The organism is Aliikangiella marina, from assembly GCF_007004765.1.
Classification (GTDB): domain Bacteria; phylum Pseudomonadota; class Gammaproteobacteria; order Enterobacterales; family Kangiellaceae; genus Aliikangiella; species Aliikangiella marina.
In genome coordinates this window covers 361,515-386,144 of sequence record NZ_VIKR01000003.1, presented here as the reverse complement: position 1 = coordinate 386,144, position 24,630 = coordinate 361,515, and the positions used below count along the sequence as shown (strand labels likewise).

Annotated in this window: 28 protein-coding genes; 1 reads left to right on the top strand and 27 read right to left on the bottom strand. The window is 39.3% G+C overall.

The window, feature by feature from the left end:
* Positions 1–259: 259 nt before the first annotated feature.
* Positions 260–1,276 (bottom strand): Gfo/Idh/MocA family protein, encoded by a 1,017-nt coding sequence (locus FLL45_RS13660; protein WP_142942613.1) that lies wholly within the window; start codon positions 1,274–1,276, stop codon positions 260–262.
* A gap of 88 nt (positions 1,277–1,364) precedes the next feature.
* Here FLL45_RS13660 and FLL45_RS13655 point away from each other — a divergent pair, with 88 nt between their 5' ends.
* Positions 1,365–2,276, top strand: a complete 912-nt coding sequence (locus tag FLL45_RS13655) for a LysR family transcriptional regulator (RefSeq protein ID WP_142942612.1) — start codon at positions 1,365–1,367, stop codon at positions 2,274–2,276.
* 221 nt (positions 2,277–2,497) lie between these two features.
* Here the strand turns inward: FLL45_RS13655 and FLL45_RS13650 are convergent, their stop codons facing one another.
* The 26 genes from FLL45_RS13650 to rpoC form a co-directional block, all read right to left on the bottom strand.
* Positions 2,498–2,683, bottom strand: coding sequence for a hypothetical protein (locus tag FLL45_RS13650; RefSeq protein WP_142942611.1), 186 nt, complete (start codon positions 2,681–2,683; stop codon positions 2,498–2,500).
* A gap of 265 nt (positions 2,684–2,948) precedes the next feature.
* Positions 2,949–4,382: an IS1182 family transposase gene (locus tag FLL45_RS13645; RefSeq protein WP_142942610.1), complete on the bottom strand. Its 1,434-nt coding sequence runs from the start codon at positions 4,380–4,382 to the stop codon at positions 2,949–2,951.
* Between the two features lie 236 nt (positions 4,383–4,618).
* Positions 4,619–4,837 carry a hypothetical protein gene (locus FLL45_RS13640; RefSeq protein ID WP_142942609.1) on the bottom strand — a complete coding sequence of 73 codons (219 nt, stop codon included), beginning with the start codon at positions 4,835–4,837 and terminating at the stop codon, positions 4,619–4,621.
* 46 nt (positions 4,838–4,883) lie between these two features.
* Positions 4,884–5,399: a hypothetical protein gene (locus FLL45_RS13635; RefSeq protein ID WP_142942608.1), complete on the bottom strand. Its 516-nt coding sequence runs from the start codon at positions 5,397–5,399 to the stop codon at positions 4,884–4,886.
* Positions 5,400–5,549: 150 nt separating this feature from the next.
* Entirely contained in the window at positions 5,550–5,930 is a 381-nt protein-coding gene (locus FLL45_RS13630) for a hypothetical protein (RefSeq protein ID WP_142942607.1), read from the bottom strand.
* A gap of 658 nt (positions 5,931–6,588) precedes the next feature.
* The gene (locus FLL45_RS13625) at positions 6,589–6,957 is read right to left on the bottom strand and encodes a hypothetical protein (protein ID WP_142942606.1); all 369 of its coding nucleotides are present in this window, start codon (positions 6,955–6,957) and stop codon (positions 6,589–6,591) included.
* Positions 6,958–7,073: 116 nt separating this feature from the next.
* Positions 7,074–7,334: a hypothetical protein gene (locus FLL45_RS13620; protein ID WP_142942605.1), complete on the bottom strand. Its 261-nt coding sequence runs from the start codon at positions 7,332–7,334 to the stop codon at positions 7,074–7,076.
* Positions 7,335–7,450: 116 nt separating this feature from the next.
* Positions 7,451–7,963 carry a hypothetical protein gene (locus tag FLL45_RS13615; protein WP_142942604.1) on the bottom strand — a complete coding sequence of 171 codons (513 nt, stop codon included), beginning with the start codon at positions 7,961–7,963 and terminating at the stop codon, positions 7,451–7,453.
* Positions 7,964–8,114: 151 nt separating this feature from the next.
* A complete protein-coding gene (locus FLL45_RS13610) occupies positions 8,115–8,456 on the bottom strand; it encodes a hypothetical protein (RefSeq protein ID WP_142942603.1) in 342 nt (113 codons plus the stop codon).
* Between the two features lie 109 nt (positions 8,457–8,565).
* Positions 8,566–8,988: a hypothetical protein gene (locus FLL45_RS13605; RefSeq protein ID WP_142942602.1), complete on the bottom strand. Its 423-nt coding sequence runs from the start codon at positions 8,986–8,988 to the stop codon at positions 8,566–8,568.
* A 194-nt stretch (positions 8,989–9,182) separates the two neighbouring features.
* Complete coding sequence (locus FLL45_RS23125; RefSeq protein ID WP_281282209.1) at positions 9,183–9,317, bottom strand: hypothetical protein; 135 nt, start codon at positions 9,315–9,317, stop codon at positions 9,183–9,185.
* 112 nt (positions 9,318–9,429) lie between these two features.
* Entirely contained in the window at positions 9,430–9,741 is a 312-nt protein-coding gene (locus tag FLL45_RS13600) for a hypothetical protein (protein ID WP_142942601.1), read from the bottom strand.
* Entirely contained in the window at positions 9,722–10,075 is a 354-nt protein-coding gene (locus FLL45_RS13595) for a hypothetical protein (RefSeq protein ID WP_142942600.1), read from the bottom strand. Before FLL45_RS13595 ends, FLL45_RS13600 begins: the two co-directional genes overlap by 20 nt.
* Before the next feature lie 254 nt (positions 10,076–10,329).
* Entirely contained in the window at positions 10,330–10,653 is a 324-nt protein-coding gene (locus tag FLL45_RS13590) for a zinc ABC transporter substrate-binding protein (RefSeq protein ID WP_142942599.1), read from the bottom strand.
* Positions 10,654–10,783: 130 nt separating this feature from the next.
* On the bottom strand, positions 10,784–11,311 hold the full coding sequence (locus FLL45_RS13585) for a hypothetical protein (RefSeq protein WP_142942598.1): 528 nt from the start codon (positions 11,309–11,311) through the stop codon (positions 10,784–10,786).
* Positions 11,312–11,426: 115 nt separating this feature from the next.
* Positions 11,427–12,089 (bottom strand): AgmX/PglI C-terminal domain-containing protein, encoded by a 663-nt coding sequence (locus tag FLL45_RS13580; protein ID WP_142942597.1) that lies wholly within the window; start codon positions 12,087–12,089, stop codon positions 11,427–11,429.
* Between the two features lie 162 nt (positions 12,090–12,251).
* Positions 12,252–13,286 (bottom strand): hypothetical protein, encoded by a 1,035-nt coding sequence (locus FLL45_RS13575; protein ID WP_185964460.1) that lies wholly within the window; start codon positions 13,284–13,286, stop codon positions 12,252–12,254.
* Positions 13,287–13,308: 22 nt separating this feature from the next.
* Positions 13,309–13,452: a hypothetical protein gene (locus FLL45_RS22795; RefSeq protein WP_185964459.1), complete on the bottom strand. Its 144-nt coding sequence runs from the start codon at positions 13,450–13,452 to the stop codon at positions 13,309–13,311.
* 218 nt (positions 13,453–13,670) lie between these two features.
* Positions 13,671–14,231: a hypothetical protein gene (locus FLL45_RS13570; RefSeq protein WP_142942595.1), complete on the bottom strand. Its 561-nt coding sequence runs from the start codon at positions 14,229–14,231 to the stop codon at positions 13,671–13,673.
* Between the two features lie 2 nt (positions 14,232–14,233).
* Positions 14,234–14,695 (bottom strand): hypothetical protein, encoded by a 462-nt coding sequence (locus tag FLL45_RS13565; RefSeq protein ID WP_142942594.1) that lies wholly within the window; start codon positions 14,693–14,695, stop codon positions 14,234–14,236.
* Positions 14,696–14,942: 247 nt separating this feature from the next.
* Positions 14,943–15,347 carry a hypothetical protein gene (locus FLL45_RS13560; protein WP_142942593.1) on the bottom strand — a complete coding sequence of 135 codons (405 nt, stop codon included), beginning with the start codon at positions 15,345–15,347 and terminating at the stop codon, positions 14,943–14,945.
* A 269-nt stretch (positions 15,348–15,616) separates the two neighbouring features.
* Entirely contained in the window at positions 15,617–16,807 is a 1,191-nt protein-coding gene (gene tuf / locus FLL45_RS13555; RefSeq protein ID WP_142942581.1) for an elongation factor Tu, read from the bottom strand.
* A 71-nt stretch (positions 16,808–16,878) separates the two neighbouring features.
* Positions 16,879–18,966 (bottom strand): elongation factor G, encoded by a 2,088-nt coding sequence (fusA, locus tag FLL45_RS13550; protein WP_142942592.1) that lies wholly within the window; start codon positions 18,964–18,966, stop codon positions 16,879–16,881.
* A 108-nt stretch (positions 18,967–19,074) separates the two neighbouring features.
* A complete protein-coding gene (gene rpsG / locus FLL45_RS13545) occupies positions 19,075–19,548 on the bottom strand; it encodes a 30S ribosomal protein S7 (protein WP_142942591.1) in 474 nt (157 codons plus the stop codon).
* A gap of 207 nt (positions 19,549–19,755) precedes the next feature.
* A complete protein-coding gene (gene rpsL / locus FLL45_RS13540; protein ID WP_142942590.1) occupies positions 19,756–20,127 on the bottom strand; it encodes a 30S ribosomal protein S12 in 372 nt (123 codons plus the stop codon).
* Between the two features lie 197 nt (positions 20,128–20,324).
* Positions 20,325–24,548 (bottom strand): DNA-directed RNA polymerase subunit beta', encoded by a 4,224-nt coding sequence (gene rpoC, locus FLL45_RS13535; protein WP_142942589.1) that lies wholly within the window; start codon positions 24,546–24,548, stop codon positions 20,325–20,327.
* Between the last annotated feature and the right edge of the window lie 82 nt (positions 24,549–24,630).

Here is a 24,630-nt window from a genome sequence, read left to right as displayed (position 1 = left end):
ATTTGCCCACATTGGGCCCTAACAAATTGGAAGTTAAAGAATTAGCCTATTTCTATAGCTTGTGTTTGGGTATGTGGAAAAACTATATTATCTGTTGAGTCAAAGATTGCCATATAACGGTCATAGCAATATCTTGAACGTGACCGCGAACTGGCATACGCAAAGCAGCCATTCAACGCTGCACTAGACGGAAAACTACAACTACGTTTTTCGAAATACAGCGCTTTAAATTTACTTATTATTTCGCTAAAACTATAGCTTATGCCACGGCTTCCCAATATTTATCCAATAATTGTTGAGTCAACAAAGCTAAATGTTGTGCTTGAACATTCTCTTTCGATTTAGCATTTGCAGTTAAATCAGCAAAATTTTTCATCATATACACCGATTGAGGGAAAGAAGAATCAGCCTCGATATATTTATGCTCTTTAGGTAATTGCATTCCAGTACGCTTGGTAAATCCGATTACATGCTCTTGGTTATCAAAGGCAAAGCCATTTTTCCAATCTAGTACAAAGTCAGACATGCTAAATACGCCTTCATGACCAAGCACATCTAAGTCCATCAAACAGGTTCCAGCGTTATATCCAAAGTCGAATGTAGATGATTTGCCATCTTCAAACACTAAGACACCCGAGCCACGGATAACCGCATTTGTCTCTTCGTCTCTGACAATACCACCTGATACAGTCTTGACTGGTACAGTTGGCTTTAAATATTCGGCAATAGCACGCATTGAATACCAAGTCATATCACCTACTGCGCCAGTCGGTTCTTTTTCGATATTAAAACGGATGTTATTTCTGTCCATGAATGGAAAGAAGAAGGAAGTTCTAACCGCTTGTGGTGCGCCAATTTCTTCTTGCATCAAATTATTAAGCGTCTTAGTGCGTGGGTTATGAGTGAAATGAGTCGCATCCATAAAACTAACAGCATTTGCTTTTGCAGCCTTGATGATATTTTCTAAGGATTCAAAACTAGCAAAGGGTTTATCAACTAATAAATGCTTCTTGTTTTGTGCGCCATAGATAGCAATTTCTTCTTTGCTTGCAGTTGGCGTTGCGACATAAATAGCATCAATAACACTAGATGCAAGCATCTCTTGCCAAGTATCAAATACTTGGTCGATGCCATGCTCTTCAGCAAATGCTTTGGCAGAAATTGGACGACGACTTGCCACCGCAACTAGCTCAATACTTTCGACTTGCCTCACCGCATTAGCAATAACTCCAGCGATCATACCTGAACCTACAATACCTAAACGTAACTTACTCATAATTATCTCCTGTGATTAGTTGACGTGCAGTTTAATGACAAACTACACTCACAAGAAATGAATAGATTTAATAGCTCCAATCCAAAATATGAATATCTCAAGTAAAGATTTAAACTTACTGTTTGCATTCAAAGTTTTATTCGAAGAGAGGAACCTTTCTAACGCAGCAAAACGGATGGCTCTCAGCCAACCTGCGCTCAGCCATAAGTTAAATAAATTAAGGAATGAGTTTGATGACCAGCTTTTTGTAAGAGCGGCTAGAGGGCTAACGATAACACCATTAGCAGAACAAATAGCACCTCAAGTATTACAGGCAATTCAGTCGATTGAAGGTTTATACCACCAACTCGAGTCTCAAAACTTCCTGCTTAATGAAGATACTGTTCACTTATATACTACTGACTTTATCGAGCAATTGTTACTACCAAGCCTTTTAGCTCGGATCGAAATGAAAGCACCAAAATTAAAATTGGTTTGCCACAATACCTTAGGAAAGTTGCCCAAAAAAGAGCTGGAAACTGGCGAATGCGACATAGCAATTGCTGGCTTCTATCATGGTTTATCTGATTCTTACTATCAGCAAAAGCTAAAAGAAGAGTCCTTTGTGGTATTAGCTAATAGCGATACATCAAAAATTAAGGACCATCTTGACCTCGAAGGTTTTTTAGCCTGTAGACATATAATAACTACTTTATCTGGTGATCTTGATGGAATAGTCGATAAGGAGTTACGTGAACTGAACCTATCCAGAAAGGTCGTTGCGGGCGTTTCAAGTTTTTTAGCGCCTCCGCTCATTGTTAAAGATACAAATTGTATTGTTGTTTGCCTCGAATCTATAGCAAGGATGTCCGCTTTAAATTATGAAAGATTATCTATCTATAAATGTCCTATTAAGTTGCCCAAGGTGAATATCAGCCAAACTTGGCATGCTCGTACTCACCAAGATCCAATGAGAAAGTGGTTGAGACGGGAGATTCACGATATTATGTTTCAACATTAACTAAGTTAAGAAACCGAGTGTCACCTTTTAGTAATTTGGGCTCTTTTATTTACTTTTTCGACTGGCTGGACGGTGATGAAAACAGGCAATCCTATCAATCCAAAAGACCTATGAGTTTTCATGACTCTGATAGTGATTATGAATTTTTTTACCTTTACTGAAATATCCGATAGCTCTTTATCGGCGTTCGAATCGCGATTAATCGAAAAAGCCGAGTGTTTTTAATTCTCCATAACTCCACAACCTTCTATTAAATCACGAGACTTCGCTCTAAGAATATCAGCTTCCCATGCTAACATTTCATGTATGTCAGATTTAACATGATACTTTTTCGATAATTTGTCCAGCTCCGAAGCTAAAGAAAGGCCTCGTTTAGCAATTTCATTCTTTTCTTTAATGATTCCCAATTATCTAACCTTTCAATCCATTTTAACGACCACTTTTAGTAGACTATTTTATCAAGACGAGCGTCTCTTTTGTGATCAGCCTGTGTGAAAACACCCTATCATCACATATTATGGTCTCAATTGCTATTTAGGCTTTCTCTTAGCCGGTTTAACGAATTTTAATTTTATTATGAAATATTTTCTTTAATATTTGCGCCAATTTAAGAGCCGTCATATACGCTCGTATAAGGCCTTATTTCATCGATATATTAAAGCCAAGCCTTCCTCAGGCTTTTATCGCTTCTATCAGCGTTTTACTTCCCATTATTTTCATCACTCGTTTTAGATTGTACGCCAAGACATGCAGACTCATTTCAGTGCTCACATGTTTTAATGTCTTCATTTGGAAATGCGTTGCCCCCATCCATGACTTTATTATTCCGAACGGATGCTCAACTGTCGATTTTCGTACCAACATAGGATCAGGAAATTTCTTTAACGCATCGTCCATTTCTTCTAAGACTTTCTCATGTTCCCATCGCCGGACTCTGCGCTCTTTTCCCGTTGTACATTTTTGTTTGAGCTTACAAGTTCGACAGTTGCTACTGTAGTAAGTATGAATGTTCATTCCTCGCTCAAATGACGAGTGGCGATGAGGCAGTCGCTCTCCTGCGGGACATCGATATTCATTTCTTTTGGGCTGATACTTAAATTCATCCCTGGTAAACATTCCTTGCTTTTTTTTGCCTGACGTAAAAATTTTAGGTACCAATGGCTCCATTCCTAACTCTTTAACGGCTAATATATCCAAGCTGCTGTAATACCCTTTGTCAGCTAATACCGTCAGCGATTTCTTGCCCATTGCTGAGCGAGCTTGCTTGGCCATATTCGCTAATTGGTTTCGATCTGAGCCACTGTTGGTCGTCTCGTGAGCTACTATCAGATAGTGCTTAGACTCTACGGCTGATTGAACATTGTATCCCACAAGCCCTGATATATTGGCCTTTGTCGACATCGCCCTGGAATCTGGATCGGTCAAAGATAGTTGACCATCGGGTGACTTTTTTCGCAGCTTGTCTATTTCATTAAGCTCAACAATTTTATCCTTCAATGATTGAATTCTATCTTTAAGTTTTTCTTGAGTAGCTGTATCTTTCGGTGCGTCTCTATCGGCTTTATCAAGCGCTGACATATATGCGCTGATACTCGCTTCCGCTCGTTCAATCCGTGACTTTACTTTCGCCTGGGTGAAGTTTCGATTCTTTTTATTGACTGCTTTAAAGCGACTACCGTCAACGGCTATCACCGCTTCACTAAATAAGTTTAATTGACGACATAATTCGATAAACTGACGGCATACATTCTTGATGCCTCGACCATTATTTTTTCTAAAGTCCGCTATCGTTTTAAAGTCTGGTGTTAATCGGCTGAGTAACCACATTAATTCAACATTACGATGCGTTTCATTTTCTAAACGCCGACTTGATTGAAGACGATTTAAGTAGCCATAGATATATAACTTAAGCATGACTGATGGGTGGTAGGATGGACGACCCGTGTCTTTCGGTTCTACACCTTTGAAGCCTAGTGATAATAAGTCGATTGAATCGACATAAGCATCGATGACTCTTATCTGATTTTCTTCGCTGATGTAATCATCTAATGCTTCGGGAAATAAGGTACTTTGACTTCGGTTTTCACCTTGAATGAAACGTTTCATTGAGTTAACCGATGGCTGAATGACCGTAAGATCATTAGATCACAAATCAAACAAATAATCGATCGTTTTCACACAGTCTGTGATGAGAGTTGCCTATCGTTCATACTTTTTACACAACCTCTGATGCCTTGAGCCTCTCGACTGCTAGTTTACAAAACCTTCAATTTCAATTTTCTCATAACATGGCCAACCAAACGATCCGCTATATTCTTCTAATGACATCAAACAAGGTTTAGCTAGAGGTAAACCCAAAAAAATCCTTCTTCTTTTGCCTTAAACAATACTTCTTTGAGCATTTCTCCTAAACAATCAAACTCGCCTTCCGCGTCGCTTAGTTCAATTTCCTTCGTAGAGCCATCAAGTAATTCGACTATTAGGCTTCTACCTTCCTCATATGCCTTCTCAGCACACGAGCACCAATGTTCCATATCTAAAAGACTATTACTGACAGTCACTATATCGACACTCTAAATAGAGCATACTTCTTTAATCTTTCGCTTATTAATATGATCTGACGATTTCTTCTTTACCAACATGAACTACACCTTTAAGGTCGGTTGATATCAGCTCCCACAGTTTAGGTGACTTTTTAATTCGCTGTCTCCTCTCCACAAACTGGCCTTCACTAAAGATAAACGTTACTTGAGGGTCTTCGTACCAGTCAGGATAAACTTCAAAGTCAACATCTACTCGATATTCAAAACTTAGGTATTTATAGCACTTAACAGGGCGAAAAGAACACCCTCCAGAATACTTAACTGTATTCAACTGTATTGAAGACAAGCCTAAGAAGTACTTGTTATCTACACTAACTTCCTTATCATCAATAAACACTCGCATTTCACTTAGGGCACCTGTTTTCTGATCTACGCGAAGGTATACCTTTCCTTGATCTGTTTCAAACGAAACATTATTCCAAAAATAGACAGTATCCTGGCTAGCAAGGCACGAAGTCGAAAAAAACACAGATATAAAAACAATTTTTAAACTTAACAACTTCATAGTAAGTATTTTCATTAAGATGTTATGGTAAGAACTAGTGATGTTAGAGCACAAGTTCGCGTGATTGACTGCTTTTATTTCATAAGTTCCAAATACCAAAAGACAACTAAGTGATGCACGTTGCCGGTCGTTGGCTCTTTTCACCCAGAAAGATAAACTCTATAGCTAATCCCACCAATTGAAAATCCCTTCTCCGAGATTTTTCGGCCTCCAGTATTTAATGTCATTCTCACTCATTGAAGGCAGCGCTATAAAATCACTCTCAAGCTTTTTTTTCAAATTTAAAACTATTCCAAACCTTGAGCTAAGTGCTTTTGAGATCATTTCGTTATCAATAAAGTTCAATTCACACTTGGTTGGATCATAGGAATCTAAAAGTGCCCACTCATTATTTTCTGAACATATAATAAATACATTAAACAGCTGATGTTCTAATTTACAAGCCCAAAAATTGGGAGTTACATTGGGTTCTATCACTTGCCCTGGACTAGATCCTAGCTCGGTAGATATTCCATAAACAACCAATTTAAACTCTTTAGTATTCATAATAAAACTAACTTAATTATTCGGTACTATATTCATAGGACACCTTTAAGAACGCTATCTCTTAAGACTTCATCTCTGCTTATCCTGTATAAATCCTTACTATATACATTCTTAAAAGGTGATTCTTCGCCATCTTTAATACTGTAACATCGACCCAATTCATTAAAGTATGAATGAATAGTGAAAAAGCAATGTTTATCCGTTATCCCCTTGCAACCAACTGAGAAAAAACAAAACCAAAGGTCTCTTTCGTCATTATGTTCAATTAATGCAGTTGAAAACTGAACGTCTGAATCAGGTTTTATGAGCATGCCTTCTATATATTTATTAAGGTGATTTACCCCGCAATCACAATCTTCGATGAACACTTCTCTTTCTTTAATTTTATTCATGATTCAACTAATTCAATAGAATTCAGTGGCAGCTTTAATTATATCCAATTGAACAACGAGTGTCTCAAAGGTGATGGCTAGAGTCAGTTACCCCTAATTTTATTACAGATAAAGCATCTAGTTAGTTGAATAAATCATTGCAATAAAGGAGACAGTCGAAGGTTATAGAGCTATAGCTGTATTTGCTTCCCTAAAGTGGGCATTCAATGGATTGCTCATGGGAGTTTTGTTATGCGATTTTTAGTTTGTAAAGCGCATCACAACCACTAAGACGCCTTAAATTTATCAATGATTAGAACATCTTTTTCATTTACCTTGTAAACCTTTACTTGTTTAGTTATTGGGCCCAATAGCCAACTACCACATGCAAACCAAAACTCTTCTTTTTCACAGTTTTTGATACTAAATACTAGCTGTGCATCCGAAACTAACCATCTTAATTTACCTTTCGATAACAAGTGCGGTTCAGGTGTAATCTGTGTGTAGTTGTAACCATTATTTTTCAGCCAACTATCGCAGTATTGTTGAAACATTTTAATCCGCAATCGTGTTGCTATCATTGGCACAAAAACAAAAAATAGAAGTGAAAAGAAAACAAAGTTGAAACCAAACGAATGGCCTAAAGTATCTGTCATTGAGAACGCTTTCCCTAGAGACAACAAAACAACAAGTATGGCTATAATTCGCATATTCTTTCTCTAAGCAAAAATCCGTGTTAATGGGCGAGTAAAAAGCGCAGCTTTTTGCGAGTTCAGGCTTCGAAGCTGCCGCTCATTGAACACTTTCTTCTTTCCCCATTTAACTCTAACTGGTAGGCAGAAAGAAAGTGGAAATCGCCGAATACTTGACCGTAATCCATTTTTTGTTCGCTTGCACACTTTAAAAATTCGATATACGAATAAGTAATAGAATTGGAAACTTTATCTAAGTAGTTGAGCCGCTTTTCATCGGCACATTTTCTAAGTTGATTTACTAATCTACTATCAATTTCAGACCAAGGTTCTATGTTCATATATTTTTCATTTGATCAAAATGGCTATACTGAATGTCTGCTTTAAATATTAGCTAATACTTGTTGCCAATGACTGTAAAGTGATATTTTGAGATCTTTACCTAATTAAAAACCATCTACCACAAATTAGGCATATCTTCATAAATGTAATTCGGCTTACTGTTAACGAACAAACTTGAATCGAACTCGGAAACTAGAGCGATATTCAAAACAGTTTTCTCATATGCCCAACCACCTTCATCATGAGAGACACGCCAATTATACCTCACTTGGCCAATTTCCTTGGTAGATAGCATAAATGCTTCATTTTCCTGATAGTCTCTAATGGGTGCACCACCCCAAGAACCATAGTTAACTTTAACTGCGACTTTATCTTCTAACGCTGAGAGATCTGTAACACCAAACTTGTTAAGTTTAAAAGGTCGAAGTACATTAATCTGCTTGAATGGTTCTTTGAAGTTTTTGAATTCGTCGAATATTTCCCGTTGATAAATCCAGCTATCACTTTCCATTTTAGAATTTGGTACCGATACTACAAGAAACTCAGGTACGCTGTTTCTAATAGCCGCACCAGGAGCTCCTCTAGACTTCTTTGTCCATCGTGACACAATTTCTTGAATAATTAGCATATAGAATACACTTTCTTAAGTTGTTGTTTCACTAGTCTCTTGACATATTGCATTCAATGACTGCTTTCAAGTTTCATTTCTTATCAAATAAAGATGCGAGTGACCGTTTGGTGATGAAAGCGCTAATTAAACTCACCACTAGACTTGCTATTTAACATGACTCAGCATAATAAAGCTTCTGATCCGATAAACCTATTCCAATCGAACAGGAATATTGATACTTCTCGCTATAGCTACATTCAAACCTGCCAAGGTATTTCGTTAAAGTGCCATCATCAAAGCACTCGTTGCGTAAAGGCTCCACCTTCAATTCTTTATAGAGCTTTTCAGCGGCTTTGCCAGTAATAAAGAGGCTCACTCCAGGAATCTCTGCGTCAGGCTTCTCTTTGCCCCACATTTTAAGAATCCCCGCCATGTCTACTCGAGTAGGTTTATCTGAAGCGGAAGATACTGTAGGGATTAATAATATTAGAATTACCAAAACTGCTTTCATATCTATTCCTTAACTTTCAGTATTATTGTGTACTTGTGAGTGGCAGCTTTTATTTATTTAAATTGATATTCCCAGTGGCAACAAAGTGATGAATTGCGCCATCGACTAATTACTCTTCACTATTATGTTCTAGCTTGTATCTTTTCCAAAAGTCATTAACAATATTTGTATACGCGGGGGAAAGTAACTCATGATCAATTGACGATCGAAAAACGAAAGTTACTCCATATTTTTTATCTTTAGGATGATCCAGCATAAAACCAATCTCCACTGAACTCTTAAACTCTTCTATAGATATACCTATAACGTTAAGCTCTTTTTCAAGAGCAACTTCATTAACCTTAAATTCTTCAATAAAAGCTGCCACATCGGTTTGGCTTTTAGCTTGAAGTAGTATTGGAGGTAATGAACGCCACTCATCTAGTTGCGGGCTAGGAAAAAATATATTTCGCACTATGAATACAATAACAAGTATGAGTACAAACTCACCTAGTTTCTTAGCATACTTTTTATAGAGTTTATTTTCTTTCATATCTTCAGTACATTTAAATGTCAAATTCTTTTAATATTTCTTAGACCGACAAAAGGCGGCTTTGTGATGGTTTGAGCCTAAACATGTTAATCGCTTTAACCATCTTCCAAGTAAAATACGGGATCACTATCCCATCCATCCTAGAACATCGCAAGGCGTCCGCATGAAGGACATTTAAAAAATTCCTGCATTTCCTAATATAGCTCTTCAGAGTCGATTGACTCTTCATACTTGTCAAACTGAACATTAGAAATAAAGTTCCATTGTTTATCACAAGGAACTTCACCTACAGATACTCCTGTTCCGCATTTACACATATATGCAGGCATATTACTTAACTCTAGTAAATATCATATTGAGTGTCAGCTTTTGATGACATTCTCTTCCATGGCTAAAAATCAAGAGGCCGCAAAGTGATGGTTAGAGCCAAAACATCTAATTTTATCTTCTATATCCACAATTCGCACAAGAGTTCTCTGAAAATAAAACAGGTATATCGTTAAATGCTTGCTTATCACATTTCGGACATTTGAGCTTTAGCTTTCTAAAATCATGATTTATTTTTAGCTGAATAGATCCCCATAGTAGCAAGATTACCATTCCAACAATAAAGTTAAATTCGAATTCAAACACTCTTACCCAAATTAGACTAGTAGTAATTCCAAATGGAATCCAAAGTGCAAATGTAAGAGCCATTAGTTTCTTATAATTATCTACTTCATTCCAAAACTCTTTATCTGACATTTTTTGCATTCATTCGCCACTTTAAAACATACTTACGAATAGGCCACCAATGTTCTTCTACCGGATCATCCGTCTCTACCCGGTAATCTAATTCTGCTTGGTGAATATCTAAGTCTTTATGCAGAATTTCTAATATTTGATCTTGAAGTGGATGCTTAATATTATGCGCAGATACGAAGTCATTCAAGCCTTCCATAAAATAACATCCAAGCACACGTTTTTCCTGAACCGTCGTATCAGACTTACTATAGTTCTGGAAATACTGCTCCAACTCTTCCATTCTACAAGTCGTGTATTCGTAGTCTTGGCAATTCAGATCACGAGATGCAGGACCAACTCCCACTTTCTCTAAAATTTTCACTACAGCTTCGATGCTTGGGTACTTAATGTCTTCCATAAGACTAGAAATAACCTTGATTCACTTAACTCTGAATTAATTTCAGCTCTTGTACAATCCTTAATTTGAATGAACGGCTGCTTTTATGTTTATTAAAATGAGTTCCAAGTGTCTTCTATGTGATGAACAGAGCCTGTCGCCATCATATTTTCACTCAGACTCTGATGAAGACTGCCTTACTAACAACTTGCATTTTCTGGTCACGGACCGTCCCAATCTAACTTAATTCTAGCGTTATCGGGTACTTGTTTAAATAACTCTTTAATGAGCTCATTTATTGGTACATAAAGTACCGAACTTCGAGAAGATTCGAAAAATTCCTTAGCTTGAACGTTTAAAAACCAAAGATCATGTTCCACAAAATCCGGTTCTAATATTGATACATATAGGTTATGAACTAATTGCGACAGTTCAAATGCATCCTTTCTTCTTCTTCCGAAAACGAAGCTACCCGATAGACTATTTCTCAACTCTGGCAAACAAAGCTCTAAAATTTCCTTATATATTTCTTGTTTTTTACTCATTAGCTTGTGTGCATATCAAATCTTATAAATCAGCGTCCGCTTATCTTTTTCTAAAATTATTTGCTCAGTAGCAGGTGAGTGATGAAGTAGGACGCACATTCATCTTTTCAGCGAATCTTACGCAAAATATCTAAAAGGATAGACAATCCTTACCCTTCGTATTCCAGTTTTCATATAATGCATCAGTGCCTTGTTCTCTTTTGAGCTTAAGGTCGAATTGAGTCGCTGTGCCAACCCCAATACCAGCGATAGGAGTATCGTCTACAATAATAACTTCATCTAATCTATCGTGAAAAGTAGCAGGGCTGACAAGAACATAACCAGCATATCCTCTTTCATTCAAATGCACACTATCAGAGGGAATAGAGTGATCTTTGCATAGATTAGACACGCACTCACTATAATGCTGTAATAAAGCGAGCTCACTTTTAAATATTTCAGGGCTCGCTTCAGATATTATAAAATAAAAATGCTGATGATTTATTGGCGTCGAAAACACAAGATTTACAGGGTCTTCAGGATTATCAAGCAATGCTATCCCAACGAAATAACTATTCACTTCATTCACTTTAATAAGCTCAAATTCGACATTATTGAATAACGACAATTTTCGCTCGAAAAATGCTCCTATACTTTGTTTTAGTTTTTCTGCATTCATATAGTTATTATTATAAACCTGGGTCAGAGTCGAATCCTCTAAACTGTATCCTTATTCTTAAAACCTTCAATATTCTCATTTTATTCCCGTGTCTTAACTCTAATGCTTTACGATTTTACTCAGGAAAAAAGGTAAACGTATATGTAATCTCTTCACTGTTAATTACTGATGTACCGAAATCTAAATCTGACACTACCGAAAGGATTTTCTCTTCCAACGAGCTTACACCTAATTCGCTTCTAATAAGCTCTAAATTTTTAACCGTACCATCGGACATTACTAGAAATTTAATGTTTAATTTCCCCTTGGCAGTAGGATGGCTTTTTAACTCTTCTAGATATAGGACGAATATGTCTTTCTTTATTTCATCAAATACTTTTCTTATTTCTTCAGGCTGACGTTTAAAATGCTCCCTAGCTAACTCAACTTCTGAAAGGTTTACATTAGCCACTATTTCACTAGATAAACCAGACGTCCATTCACCATTAATATTTACAATTTTACAGGGTTTGTAATTACTGTTCTTAAGGCAATCTAAGTATACAGCCTTTACAGCGTGTTCAATAGAAGTAAAGTTAGCTCGCCAAGCCCAAGCTCCAGTATATGATTGAGCAAATGCTTTATTTTCGCTTTTTTCGATGTATTTTTTTTCGTATGATTCTAAAGCACTTTTTGAAATGAGTATTGTCTTATCTTTTGCAGTCTCATCTAGTAACTTTTGACTTGCAGAACAGCCAGTTAATAAAACTAGATAAACTAAAATATAAATTTTATTCATGTTATTACCATTGTCTGTATATTGGAGTCAATTCACTTGTTCACTATTTTAATCGATTGCACTATTTGATAACTGCTTTTTCTATAATTTTAGAATGGTTCGAATGACAGTTGTGTAATTAACTAGATCTATCAAAACTCAACAGATACAAAGCCTATCTCTCTACTCAGCACTAATACATTGCATTTCCCAGTGGTCATAAGCTCTATAGCTTATAGTGTCATATTTGGGTATTCCAATATCACTTAGCCTGCTATTAAAGCAATATATACTCTTTGGCCAAGCTATTTCATGCAAATAGTATTTTGAACCTAACGCTTCATTTTGCGACTCTATTGGTATTTCACTTAATACAAAAATCCCTAATGTAGCAGTATTCATAATTGGTTTATAAGCGTCCTTTCTAACTGCGTAGATTATTTTATTTAAGTTCTTTTCTTCCCGACTATATTTGACATTTATTGTAAATTTATACCATTTAAGATCACAGTCGAATGCATTGTCACAAGCTGTTATATCTGAAAGTTCAACAACTGCTGTCTGAAGGCCCATTAGCGTAATATATTCATTTTTGACATCCTCGCCAAAAATTCCTTTTCTCGAATTATCCTGCCTCCACAGCAACAACTTTTCGTTGGGTGCGTCGAACAGATAATTTGTACCTCTTGTCCTATCACCATCCAAGTCACTAATAAATTTTTCTATGGCTTGTTTAGACGCATTGTCTAGTTGTTCGCAATCTGACCATTTACTGATAACTGTTCGCAAAGCAAGTTCCTCACTTCCTTTAAATGGCAGTACCTGTGAGTAACCTTTGCTTCCAGGATATACACCTAAGAAAACATTAATTTCCTTATTACTAGCAATATATTCATAATCCTCATCAGTCAAGGAATTCGAAGAATTATTAACCTCAAGCGGTAGTGAGTTCTCAATTCCAAAATATCGAATATCAGAAGTAGAATAGTGAACCCTTACCGCTATAGTTCCGCCATCTAGAAACACACCTCGCTGAAATTTTAACGGGCAACTTTTCAATTCATTAATATAAAACATTGCATGTTTTTGCTGCTCGTCAGCTAAGCTCGTGCTCTCGTTCCTGACTTTACTCACGCATCCAACTAGAGTTAAGGATAAAATAACTAGATAAATAAATTTCATTGTTATATTGAACTGATAACGAGAATCAAAATACATAAAACCCAATCACATGAAATGCTTACATCTTATTTTCAGATAAATGGACAAAAGTAATCTGGCGCTTGTCTAAAAGAGAGATATCTTTTGCAAGCAAAATATTTAATAGCTCAACAGTAAATTTCTCTACCGCTTTATCAACTTCCGGATCACTTTTGATACCCATTAGGTACTCAATTTTTATACTTGTCAATTGATTACATTGCTATAACCTGAAACCCCAACTTAAAATCCAAGCCAACTATACTCTTTAAACGCTAATTAAAGCCTTGTAACCAAACCAATATAATAGCTTGAGCTTATATCCATACTGATGGAGTTTAAGCCTAGAGTCGGTTACGACTAAAGGCTATCCAGCAAAAAACAAAATTCAAATACTTTCTCTTAATTAAAGTCAAAAGTATCTAAGTTATTAGGCGCGTTATCCTTTTTTCGCTTTATTCTTGAGCCTGTGTAAACTCGTTTTTCATCTTTCAAATACTTACTCAAATCTTCCTTGATGTATTGATGATCGATTCGATTACCACTTGGGATAAGCGCTCTAGCAGTCGTATAAATAGAATTTAATTCCGCTAATTCATCTTTAGATAATTCGCTTTCAATTTGATTAATCAAATTCTTGCGTTTTACACTTCGTGCCACTGAATTCGAGATTCGAGCCCATACGCCTGCAACAACTTTATTTGAACTCAGATAGCCATCTATGCCATGTAAATATAATCGTGCAAGTTTAAACTGTGCCCGATAATCGCCTTTGTAAGCAACATTACAGTACAAGTTAAACGCATGAGCCTTTTTATTGCTTTTTTCAGCATAAACCCCTGCCTTGTAACTCACAAATTCGCCGGAAGATTCGCACTTAGGTTCGGAGCTCTCTTCGTTACTAGCTTCGGCTTGAGAGACTGAAACAAACAATGCCAAAAGACATACAATTCCTAATTTCACTGTCAACATCCCTCGCCAATTTGCTCACGACATAAAGCTGGTAAATCTTGCTTCAACAAGGCAGTGTATCGCTCAAATCGTTGCTGTAAATGAGACTGAGGCCAACGAACAAAAAGCTCGCCAATGTAATTTAATTCACCTTCTTCGACATAGACGCAAAAACCATTATTCTTGAAGTTAAAGTTATACTGGTAGGCCTGCATCTGAGTAATGCAGTAGTCCCCAGCTTCAACCGCCATAGTGTATTGTTTAATCCCTTTGTCGATTGGGCCAATAAAGAAATTTTCACCCGTTTGCTGATTTACAAAACGAATTGAGGATACTTTTTCGATAGTGTTAACCGTGACGCCCATATAGCCTTGATTGGTGCTGAGAGGAGGAATATTCGCATTGTCTTGAATAACGTATTTATTAAAGCTACAGCCACTTAAAACAAACCCTAAAATAAAAACAACTTTCTTCATTATCTTCCCTTATTTTTTAAAATTACTAATGCTCTATTAAACGTGATATAACAGCGTTTTTTAATCAATCCACTACGATATCACGCAGCAATATTATCAATAAAGGATTCAATAAATTAGCAATATTCCGCCATTAACTATCAAATTTTGGACAATTTCACTGTTTTGCTCATTTAAAGTAAATATTCCCGTGAGATATAAGATTTATTCGCCAACTAAGCATTATCATTCAGCAAAGTGAGTCATTTTAAAGAAAGTGAGCAATTAAAGCGTCGTAGTTCAGCGCGAGATATAACAAAGTCGCCAAATTCCCAAATATCACAATTGGGCCAAGCCATAACAAGGTTACCAGTATTGATCCTTCATTTAAGTAAATAATAAATACACTAATAAATAAGCCAAGATACAGGTCAATTCCGATTTGTTTACCCCAATGAAGTTTTGACATCTTACCAATAGTTTTGAACAGGTTTTCACGCATACTGCAATAGTACGAATAGGTAACGAACCCCAAAAAAACTAACCAAATAAGCGGTTTCCCCAGGGGTAACTGACTATCACTTAGTAAGAGTTTTTCACCACTATGAGTGTAAACAGCGGTGGCAAAAAATAGCGCAAATACAACCCATAGTGCATGACGTTTTAAGAACATTTTTCTCTCCATTTTAGCCAGTTAACCGATAGCTATGTAAAACTAGGACATTAGCTAGTCGGTTAGTTTAACCTGACCTTTAGAAAAGTGTAAGCTGAAGAGAGAACCGACTACATGCGCCACACTTTCAATTGGTATAGAAAATAAAGGACGATTAAAACTGGCGTGGTATTAAAACTAAGTTAAGACTAAATCATCACGCACAAAAAAAGGCGCTCAAAGAGCGCCTTTCTTATTAGGTGTCAGACCTGACTAACTGATTAAATCAATTAAGCAAGGATCTTAGCAACAACACCAGCACCAACTGTACGACCACCTTCACGGATAGCGAAGCGTAAACCTTCGTCCATCGCGATAGGAGCGATTAGTTCGATAACCATTTTGATGTTGTCACCTGGCATTACCATTTCTACGCCTTCTGGAAGCTCACAAGCACCAGTTACGTCAGTTGTACGGAAGTAGAACTGTGGACGGTAACCTTTGAAGAATGGCGTATGACGGCCACCTTCGTCTTTGCTCAAGATGTAAACTTCTGACTCAAACTTAGTGTGTGGAGTGATTGAACCAGGCTTAGCCAATACTTGACCACGCTCTACTTCGTCACGCTTAGTACCACGTAAAAGGATACCAACGTTGTCACCCGCACGACCTTCGTCAAGAAGCTTACGGAACATTTCTACACCGGTTACAGTCGTCTTAGTCGTTTCTTTGATACCAACGATTTCGATTTCTTCACCAACGTTGATGATACCTTTCTCGATACGGCCTGTTACAACAGTACCACGACCTGAGATTGAGAATACATCTTCAATCGGCATGATGAAATCTTTATCGATGTCACGCTCTGGCTCTGGGATGTATGAATCAAGTGCTTTCGCTAATTCTAAGATTGCTTCTTTACCGAGAGGACCTTCGTCGCCTTCTAGTGCTTTCAAAGCTGAACCTTTGATGATTGGCGTGTCGTCACCTGGGAATTCGTATGCGTCTAATAGCTCACGAACTTCCATTTCTACTAGCTCTAATAACTCTTCGTCATCAACCATGTCACACTTGTTCAAGAAAACAAGAATCTTAGGTACACCTACCTGACGTGATAAAAGGATATGCTCACGCGTTTGTGGCATTGGGCCATCTGCTGCTGAACAAACTAGAATCGCACCGTCCATTTGAGCCGCACCGGTGATCATGTTTTTAACATAGTCAGCATGTCCTGGGCAGTCTACGTGCGCGTAGTGACGACCTTCTGTTTCGTACTCTACGTGTGACGTCGCGATTGTGATACCACGCTCTTTCTCTTCTGGCGCATTATCGATTTCGTCGAATGCTTTTTGCTCACCACCGAAAGCCGCTGACAATACTGTGCACATTGCAGCTGTTAAAGTAGTTTTACCATGGTCTACGTGGCCGATTGTACCAACGTTGACATGGGGTTTGGTTCGTTCAAACTTTTCTTTTGACATTACCTTTTCCTCGTTGATTTAATTGTTAAATTAAAAGTTTTATTTAAAGTATTAAAAATATTTTTAATGAATTAATAACTCATCGCATCAGAGACGCTCGCAGGCGCTTCTGCATACTTTGCAAATTCCATTGAGTAACTTGCGCGACCTTGAGTTGCTGATCGCAGATCTGTGGCATATCCAAACATTTCACCAAGAGGCACTTCTGCCCGAATAATTTTGCCTGACGGATTATCATCCATACCTTGGACGGTTCCGCGACGTCGATTTAAATCGCCCATCACATCGCCCATATAATCTTCAGGAGTCACGACTTCAACCGCCATAATCGGTTCAAGTAATACCGGGTTTGCTTCCATTGCGCCTTGTCTGAAGCCCATGGAGCCAGCGATTTTAAATGCCATTTCACTGGAATCGACATCGTGGTATGAACCGTCATACAAAGTGACCTTAACATCCACCATTGGATAGCCAGAGAAAACGCCTTGGTTCATTTGCTCCTGACAACCTTTATCAACAGCGGGAATATATTCCCTTGGTACTGCACCGCCAACAATTTCGTTAACGAACTCGTAACCTTCCCCTGACTCTTTCGGTTCAATCTTAAGCCAAACGTGGCCATACTGTCCTTTACCGCCGGATTGACGAACGAATTTTCCTTCAGCTTCAACTGACTTACGAATGGTTTCTCGATAAGCGACTTGCGGTTTACCAATATTCGCGTCAACTTTAAATTCACGCTTCATTCGATCAACGATTATATCGAGGTGTAATTCACCCATTCCAGAAATGATCGTTTGTCCCGACTCTTCGTCAGTCTCAACGCGGAATGATGGATCTTCTTGAGCTAATTTGCTCAAAGCTATACCCATTTTTTCCTGATCAGGTTTTGTTCTTGGCTCAACCGCTACCGAAATAACTGGCTCAGGAAACTCCATTCTTTCAAGCACTATTTTCTTTTGCATATCGCAAAAGGTATCGCCAGTGGTAACGTCCTTAAGACCAATTGCCGCAGCAATGTCACCAGCGTAGACTTCTTTGACTTCTTCTCGGGAGTTGGAGTGCATTTGGACGATTCGTCCAACTCGCTCTTTTTTCCCTTTAACTGAATTGAAAATCTGGTCACCCGTTTTCAAAACGCCCGAATACACTCGAAAGAAAGTTAGCGTACCAACAAACGGATCAGTAGCAATTTTGAAAGCGAGTGCTGCGAAGGGCCCATCATCTTTAGGTGGACGTTCCTCTTCCTCTTCACTATCAATCAAGTGACCTTTAATGGGTGGGATATCCACCGGTGCTGGCATAAACTCAATTACTGCATCAAGAACGGCTTGAACACCTTTATTTTTGAAAGCACTGCCACAAGTTGCAACAACAATTTCATTTGATAAAGTGCGAGTTCGCAACCCCGTCTTGATGTCTTCTTCAGACAAGTCTCCTTCTTCGAGGTACTTGTCCATTAAATCTTCACTAGCTTCAGCAGCTGCTTCAACCATCTTTTCTCGCCATTCTTCACATTCTGCTTGCATCTCTGCAGGAATGTCGGCGTACTCGAACGTCATACCGCGGTCGGCTTCGTTCCAGTAAATGGCTTTCATTTTAATTAGATCAATAACCCCTTTAAACTCTTCTTCAGCACCAATCGGTAACTGAATCGGAACAGGGTTAGAACCTAACCGATTTTCTATCTGGTCAACAACACGCAAGAAATCAGCGCCTGCACGGTCCATCTTATTGACAAATACCATACGCGGAACTTGATACTTATTAGCTTGTCGCCAAACGGTTTCTGATTGCGGCTCAACACCAGATGAACCACAAAAAACCACCACCGCACCATCTAACACCCGCAGTGAACGCTCTACTTCAATCGTGAAGTCAACGTGTCCAGGCGTGTCAATGATATTAATGCGGTGGTTTTCATACTGACCTTGCATACCACGCCAAAAAGTCGTGGTTGCAGCCGAGGTGATTGTAATGCCGCGCTCTTGTTCTTGCTCCATCCAGTCCATAGTAGCTGCGCCATCATGAACTTCACCAATCTTATGCGACAATCCAGTATAAAACAGTACACGCTCAGTAGTCGTGGTTTTACCCGCGTCTACGTGCGCAACAATTCCGATATTGCGATAAAGATTAATTGGAGTAGTACGTGCCATTCACAATCCCTCTAAATACTCGTTATAGAAGTTGTCTCTATAGTTTGAGTTCGCTTGTATAACTTTGCTAAACAAACAATAACTAAACGCCAAATAAGCGATAAACGCTTACCAACGGTAGTGAGCAAATGCTTTGTTCGCTTCAGCCATACGATGCACATCTTCACGCTTCTTAACACAAGAACCACGATTTTCAATTGCATCAAGGATTTCACCCGCTAGACGAGCGTCCATAGACTTTTCGCCACGCTTACGTGAACCTTCTACCAACCAGCGCATTGCTAATGCTGTTTGACGAGAAGGACGAACTTCAACAGGAACTTGGTAAGTAGAACCACCAACACGGCGTGATTTTACTTCAACCAAAGGCTTGATTTTGTCTAGACCTTGTTCGAAAACTTCTAACGCATCTTCTGCGTTTTTCTTTTCTTTAATGATATCTAGCGCGCTGTATACGATACGCTCAGCGACAGATTTCTTACCATCAACCATTAAAACGTTGATGAATTTAGCTAATAGCTCACTTCCAAACTTAGGATCTGGCAAGATCTCACGTTTGGCGACTACGCGTCTTCTAGGCATAATATATTTTCCTATGTGTTTCTTCAGGTTAATCCAGGACTATGAGCCCGGACCTTACTCACATCACTATGGGATGTCTGTTAACATTTAGCTCAGTATTTAACCCAAACCCCTTGCAGGCTTGGGATAAAACTGTGGTTTTGCTAAATGTCTTGTGAATTGAGTAACGACTGTTAGCCAATTCGTCTTACATAAATAAGTTAAAACTTATTTTGGTCGCTTCGCACCGTACTTTGAGCGGCCTTGCTTACGATCTTTCACTCCAGCCAAGTCAAGGTTACCACGAACACAGTGATAACGAACACCAGGTAAGTCTTTAACACGACCACCACGGATCATTACAACGCTATGCTCTTGTAGGTTATGACCCTCACCACCGATGTAAGAAGTTACTTCGAAACCGTTTGTTAAACGAACACGAGCAACTTTACGTAGTGCTGAGTTAGGCTTTTTAGGAGTGGTAGTGTAAACACGAGTACAAACACCACGCTTTTGCGGATTCGCTTCTAGCGCAGGTACGTTACTCTTTTGGACCACTTTTTTACGCGGCTTGCGTACCAACTGATTAATAGTTGACATTGTTTACAATAACTCCAGCTTTTTTCACAAAATATAATCCTGGACTATAGGCAAAGCATCCGGCCCATAATTCAGGGTGCGGCATTGTAATTGCCACCGCCCAGGATGTCAAGATGACCACCGCAACTTTGTTTAAAAGTTGATCAGTGGTCAAATCTTTAAAATACCCATTATTTCGTCAATAACGGGCATCAATCTTAAGCTTCGTCGCCTTCTAGGCCCGTTGAGCTTAATGCATCGCTAAGCGCCTTTTCAGCTTCTTCAGCAGATACAGTTTCTTCCATCTCGAACTCTAGCTCGCCTGCCAAGCGCTTGCGACGCTCTTCGTGGTAAGTTAAGCCAGTTCCAGCAGGAATCAAACGACCAACGATAACGTTCTCTTTGAGACCGCTCAATTGGTCTTTCTTACCGCTTACAGCTGCTTCCGTAAGAACACGAGTGGTTTCTTGGAAAGAGGCTGCCGAAACGAACGATTCAGTCGCCAATGACGCTTTAGTAATGCCCATTAATACTCGTTCAAATTGAACCGGATCTTTACCTTCAGCGATCAGCTTATCGTTCACGTCCAGTACGCGGGTGTATTCCATCTGCTCACCCTTAAGTAACATCGAGTCACCAGGGTTAGTGATGTTAACTTTACGCAGCATCTGACGAACAATCGACTCAATGTGCTTATCGTTAATTTTTACACCTTGTAAGCGGTAAACGTCTTGAACTTCATTGGTAATATAATTCGCTAGTGCGCTGATCCCTTTAAGACGTAAAATGTCATGTGGATTATCCGCACCATCAGAAACAACCTCACCTTTTTCCACACGCTCACCTTCAAACACGTTGAAGTGACGCCATTTGTGGATAAGTTCTTCGTACGCATCACCTTCTTGCGGGGTAATCACAAGACGGCGCTTGCCTTTGGTTTCTTTACCAAAGCTAACCGTACCTGAGATTTCAGCCAGGATAGCAGGCTCTTTTGGCTTACGAGCTTCAAAAAGGTCAGCAACACGCGGTAGACCACCGGTGATATCACCCGTTTTCGAACCTTCTTGTGGGATACGAGCAATCGCAGTACCAACACCAACTTCCGAACCATCTTCAATGCTCACAATCGCATTAACCGGTAACACGTACTGCGCGGGCATACTAGTTCCTGGAATCATTAGCTCTTTACCTTTCTTATCAAAGAGCTTAATCATCGGACGCATTTCATTAGCCTTGGTACCTGAACGCTTGGATTCAGTAATGACCAATGAACTCAACCCAGTCAACTCATCCGTTTGGCGAGTCATGTTGACCCCTTCAACGACGTCTTGAAGTTGAATCTTACCGGCGATTTCAGTAATGATTGGGTGAGTATGCGGGTCCCAGTTAGCAACGATTTCGCCGCCATCAACTTTGTCACCGTCTTTCTTTTCAAGTACCGAACCATAAGGAACTTTATAACGCTCACGCTCACGACCGAACTCGTCTAACAGCGTCAATTCTGTTGAACGAGATACTACGACCAACTTGCCATCATCACGTTCTACTGACTTGATGTTGTGTAACTTCAAAGTACCATCGTTTTTGATTTGTACATTATTCTCGGCTGATTGACGAGATGCCGCACCACCGATGTGGAAGGTACGCATGGTTAACTGTGTACCCGGCTCACCAATTGATTGTGCAGCGATTACACCAACAGCTTCACCAATATTAATTCGGTGACCACGGGCCAGGTCGCGACCATAACATTGGGCACAAACACCGCGGCGCGTTTCACAAGTAATTACCGAGCGAACCACAACTTGGTCAACTGAGTTGGCTTCTAATGTTTCAACCCATTCTTCGTCAAGCAAAGTTCCCGCTTCACAAATGACTTCGTCAGTACCAGGCTTGTAAATATGCTCAGCGTTAACACGGCCGAGTACACGCTCACGAAGTGGCTCAACAACATCACCGCCTTCGATTAATGGCGTCATGACAAGACCTTTCTCGGTGCCACAATCTTCAGTCGTAATAACCAAATCTTGTGCAACATCGACGAGACGACGCGTCAAGTAACCAGAGTTTGCTGTTTTCAATGCTGTATCGGCCAAACCTTTACGTGCACCGTGAGTCGAGATGAAGTATTCAAGTACGGTCAATCCTTCACGGAAGTTCGCCTTGATTGGACTTTCAATAATCGAGCCATCTGGTTTAGCCATCAGACCACGCATCCCAGCCAGCTGACGAATCTGAGCGGCACTACCACGAGCACCCGAGTCGGCCATCATGTAAATCGAGTTAAACGATTCTTGCTTCACATTCTCGCCTTCAGCGTCGACAACATCTTCAAAACTTAAGTTGTCCATCATCGCTTTCGCAACTTGCTCGTTGGTGTGCGACCAAATATCAACAACTTTGTTATAACGCTCACCATGCGTTACAAGACCAGAAGCAAACTGCTCTTCGATTTCACGGACTTCTTGTTCAGCAGAATCAAGGATTGTTTTCTTTTCGTCTGGAATTACCATGTCATCGATTCCAACCGACGCACCAGAAAGTGTTGCGTAGTTGAAGCCGGTGTACATTAATTGGTCAGCAAAAATAACGGTTTCTTTCAAACCAAGACGACGATACGCTTGGTTAACTAAATTTGAAATTGCCTTTTTAGTCATCTTTTGATTGACCAACTCGAAAGGTAAACCTTTTGGTACGATTTCGAACAACAATGAACGACCAATGGTGGTATCAATCAATGAAGTTTCTTCAGTTCGATTGCCATCATCATCAATATGAGTTTGCGTCATACGAACTTTAACTTTTGCGTGAAGTGCCGCATCGCCATTGCGATACGCACGAAGCGCTTCAGCAGTGTCAGCAAACACCATGCCTTCACCCATATCATTCACTTTCTCACGCGTTAAGTAGTAAAGACCGAGTACAACGTCTTGCGTTGGAACAATGATCGGCTCACCGTTTGCTGGAGACAAAACATTATTTGTCGCCATCATCAATGCGCGAGACTCAAGCTGCGCTTCGATAGTCAACGGAACGTGGACCGCCATTTGGTCACCATCGAAATCCGCGTTGTACGCAACACAGACCAATGGGTGTAATTGAATCGCTTTACCTTCGATGAGTACTGGCTCGAACGCTTGGATACCCAATCTGTGAAGCGTTGGTGCGCGGTTAAGTAATACCGGATGTTCGCGGATAACTTCTTCTAAGATATCCCAAACCACCGGCTCTTCGCGCTCAACCATTTTCTTCGCTGCTTTAATCGTTGTTGCCAAGCCACGAAGCTCTAATTTACCAAAGATAAATGGCTTAAATAATTCTAATGCCATCTTCTTCGGAAGACCACATTGATGTAGACGAAGGGTTGGACCAACAACGATAACCGAACGACCAGAGTAGTCAACACGCTTACCTAAAAGGTTTTGACGGAAACGACCTTGCTTACCTTTGATCATATCAGCAAGTGATTTCAGAGGACGCTTGTTTGAACCAGTGATTGCTCGACCACGTCGACCGTTATCCAGTAACGCATCAACCGCTTCCTGAAGCATACGTTTTTCGTTGCGAACAATAATGTCTGGCGCATTCAAATCTAATAGACGTTTTAAACGATTATTACGATTGATAACGCGACGATATAAATCGTTAAGATCAGACGTTGCAAAGCGGCCACCATCCAAAGGAACTAAAGGACGTAAGTCCGGTGGAAGTACAGGTAATACAGTCATGATCATCCACTCAGGCTTGTTGCCCGACTCAATGAATGACTCTAACAATTTAAGACGCTTAGCAAATTTCTTTAATTTCGTTTCTGAATTTGTATTCGGGATTTCATCACGAATATTGCGCGCTTCTTCTTCAATGTCGATATGAGTCAACAAAGTTTGAACCGCTTCAGCACCCATTTTTGCTTCAAATTCATCACCAAATTCTTCTAACGCATCTAGGTATGATTCTTCACTTAACAGCTGACCACGCTCTAAGGTTGTCATTCCTGGTTCAGTGACCACAAACGCTTCAAAGTAAAGCACTCGTTCAATATCACGAAGCGTCATATCCATTAACAAACCAATACGGGATGGTAATGATTTTAAGAACCAAATATGTGCGACCGGACATGCGAGGTCAATGTGACCCATACGTTCACGTCTAACTTTCGCTAGCGCAACTTCTACACCACACTTTTCACAAATAACACCGCGGTGCTTAAGACGCTTATATTTACCACAAAGACATTCGTAGTCTTTAACAGGGCCAAAAATTTTCGCGCAAAATAAACCGTCTCTTTCAGGTTTGAAAGTACGATAGTTAATGGTTTCAGGTTTTTTAACCTCACCAAAAGACCAAGAACGGATCATCTCAGGTGACGCTAACCCAATTCGAATCGTGTCGAATTCTTCAGTTTGATTTTGCTGTTTAATAAAGTTTAATAAATCTTTCAACTTTTTCTCCTCCCGGAGTTAATTAAAACTGATGGTTAATTGCTTGCGCCTTAATTGTGGCGCAAGCCATTCCGCAATCTTT

Excerpts from the sequence above, each read along its gene's own strand:
- FLL45_RS13580 (WP_142942597.1), bottom strand. The coding sequence starts at position 12,089 with ATGAATAAAATTTATATTTTAGTTTATCTAGTTTTATTAACTGGCTGT.
- FLL45_RS23125 (WP_281282209.1), bottom strand. The coding sequence starts at position 9,317 with ATGCCTGCATATATGTGTAAATGCGGAACAGGAGTATCTGTAGGTGAA.
- rpsL (WP_142942590.1), bottom strand. The coding sequence starts at position 20,127 with ATGTCAACTATTAATCAGTTGGTACGCAAGCCGCGTAAAAAAGTGGTC.
- FLL45_RS13620 (WP_142942605.1), bottom strand. The coding sequence starts at position 7,334 with ATGAACATAGAACCTTGGTCTGAAATTGATAGTAGATTAGTAAATCAA.
- FLL45_RS13590 (WP_142942599.1), bottom strand. The coding sequence starts at position 10,653 with ATGAGTAAAAAACAAGAAATATATAAGGAAATTTTAGAGCTTTGTTTG.
- FLL45_RS13625 (WP_142942606.1), bottom strand. The coding sequence starts at position 6,957 with ATGACAGATACTTTAGGCCATTCGTTTGGTTTCAACTTTGTTTTCTTT.
- FLL45_RS13660 (WP_142942613.1), bottom strand. The coding sequence starts at position 1,276 with ATGAGTAAGTTACGTTTAGGTATTGTAGGTTCAGGTATGATCGCTGGA.
- FLL45_RS13635 (WP_142942608.1), bottom strand. The coding sequence starts at position 5,399 with ATGAAAATACTTACTATGAAGTTGTTAAGTTTAAAAATTGTTTTTATA.
- FLL45_RS13610 (WP_142942603.1), bottom strand. The coding sequence starts at position 8,456 with ATGAAAGCAGTTTTGGTAATTCTAATATTATTAATCCCTACAGTATCT.
- FLL45_RS22795 (WP_185964459.1), bottom strand. The coding sequence starts at position 13,452 with ATGGGTATCAAAAGTGATCCGGAAGTTGATAAAGCGGTAGAGAAATTT.
- fusA (WP_142942592.1), bottom strand. The coding sequence starts at position 18,966 with ATGGCACGTACTACTCCAATTAATCTTTATCGCAATATCGGAATTGTT.
- FLL45_RS13615 (WP_142942604.1), bottom strand. The coding sequence starts at position 7,963 with ATGCTAATTATTCAAGAAATTGTGTCACGATGGACAAAGAAGTCTAGA.
- FLL45_RS13565 (WP_142942594.1), bottom strand. The coding sequence starts at position 14,695 with ATGAAGAAAGTTGTTTTTATTTTAGGGTTTGTTTTAAGTGGCTGTAGC.
- FLL45_RS13655 (WP_142942612.1), top strand. The coding sequence starts at position 1,365 with ATGAATATCTCAAGTAAAGATTTAAACTTACTGTTTGCATTCAAAGTT.
- FLL45_RS13560 (WP_142942593.1), bottom strand. The coding sequence starts at position 15,347 with ATGTTCTTAAAACGTCATGCACTATGGGTTGTATTTGCGCTATTTTTT.
- FLL45_RS13605 (WP_142942602.1), bottom strand. The coding sequence starts at position 8,988 with ATGAAAGAAAATAAACTCTATAAAAAGTATGCTAAGAAACTAGGTGAG.
- FLL45_RS13630 (WP_142942607.1), bottom strand. The coding sequence starts at position 5,930 with ATGAATACTAAAGAGTTTAAATTGGTTGTTTATGGAATATCTACCGAG.
- rpsG (WP_142942591.1), bottom strand. The coding sequence starts at position 19,548 with ATGCCTAGAAGACGCGTAGTCGCCAAACGTGAGATCTTGCCAGATCCT.
- FLL45_RS13645 (WP_142942610.1), bottom strand. The coding sequence starts at position 4,382 with ATGAAACGTTTCATTCAAGGTGAAAACCGAAGTCAAAGTACCTTATTT.
- tuf (WP_142942581.1), bottom strand. The coding sequence starts at position 16,807 with ATGTCAAAAGAAAAGTTTGAACGAACCAAACCCCATGTCAACGTTGGT.
- FLL45_RS13575 (WP_185964460.1), bottom strand. The coding sequence starts at position 13,286 with ATGTATTTTGATTCTCGTTATCAGTTCAATATAACAATGAAATTTATT.
- FLL45_RS13585 (WP_142942598.1), bottom strand. The coding sequence starts at position 11,311 with ATGAATGCAGAAAAACTAAAACAAAGTATAGGAGCATTTTTCGAGCGA.
- FLL45_RS13600 (WP_142942601.1), bottom strand. The coding sequence starts at position 9,741 with ATGCAAAAAATGTCAGATAAAGAGTTTTGGAATGAAGTAGATAATTAT.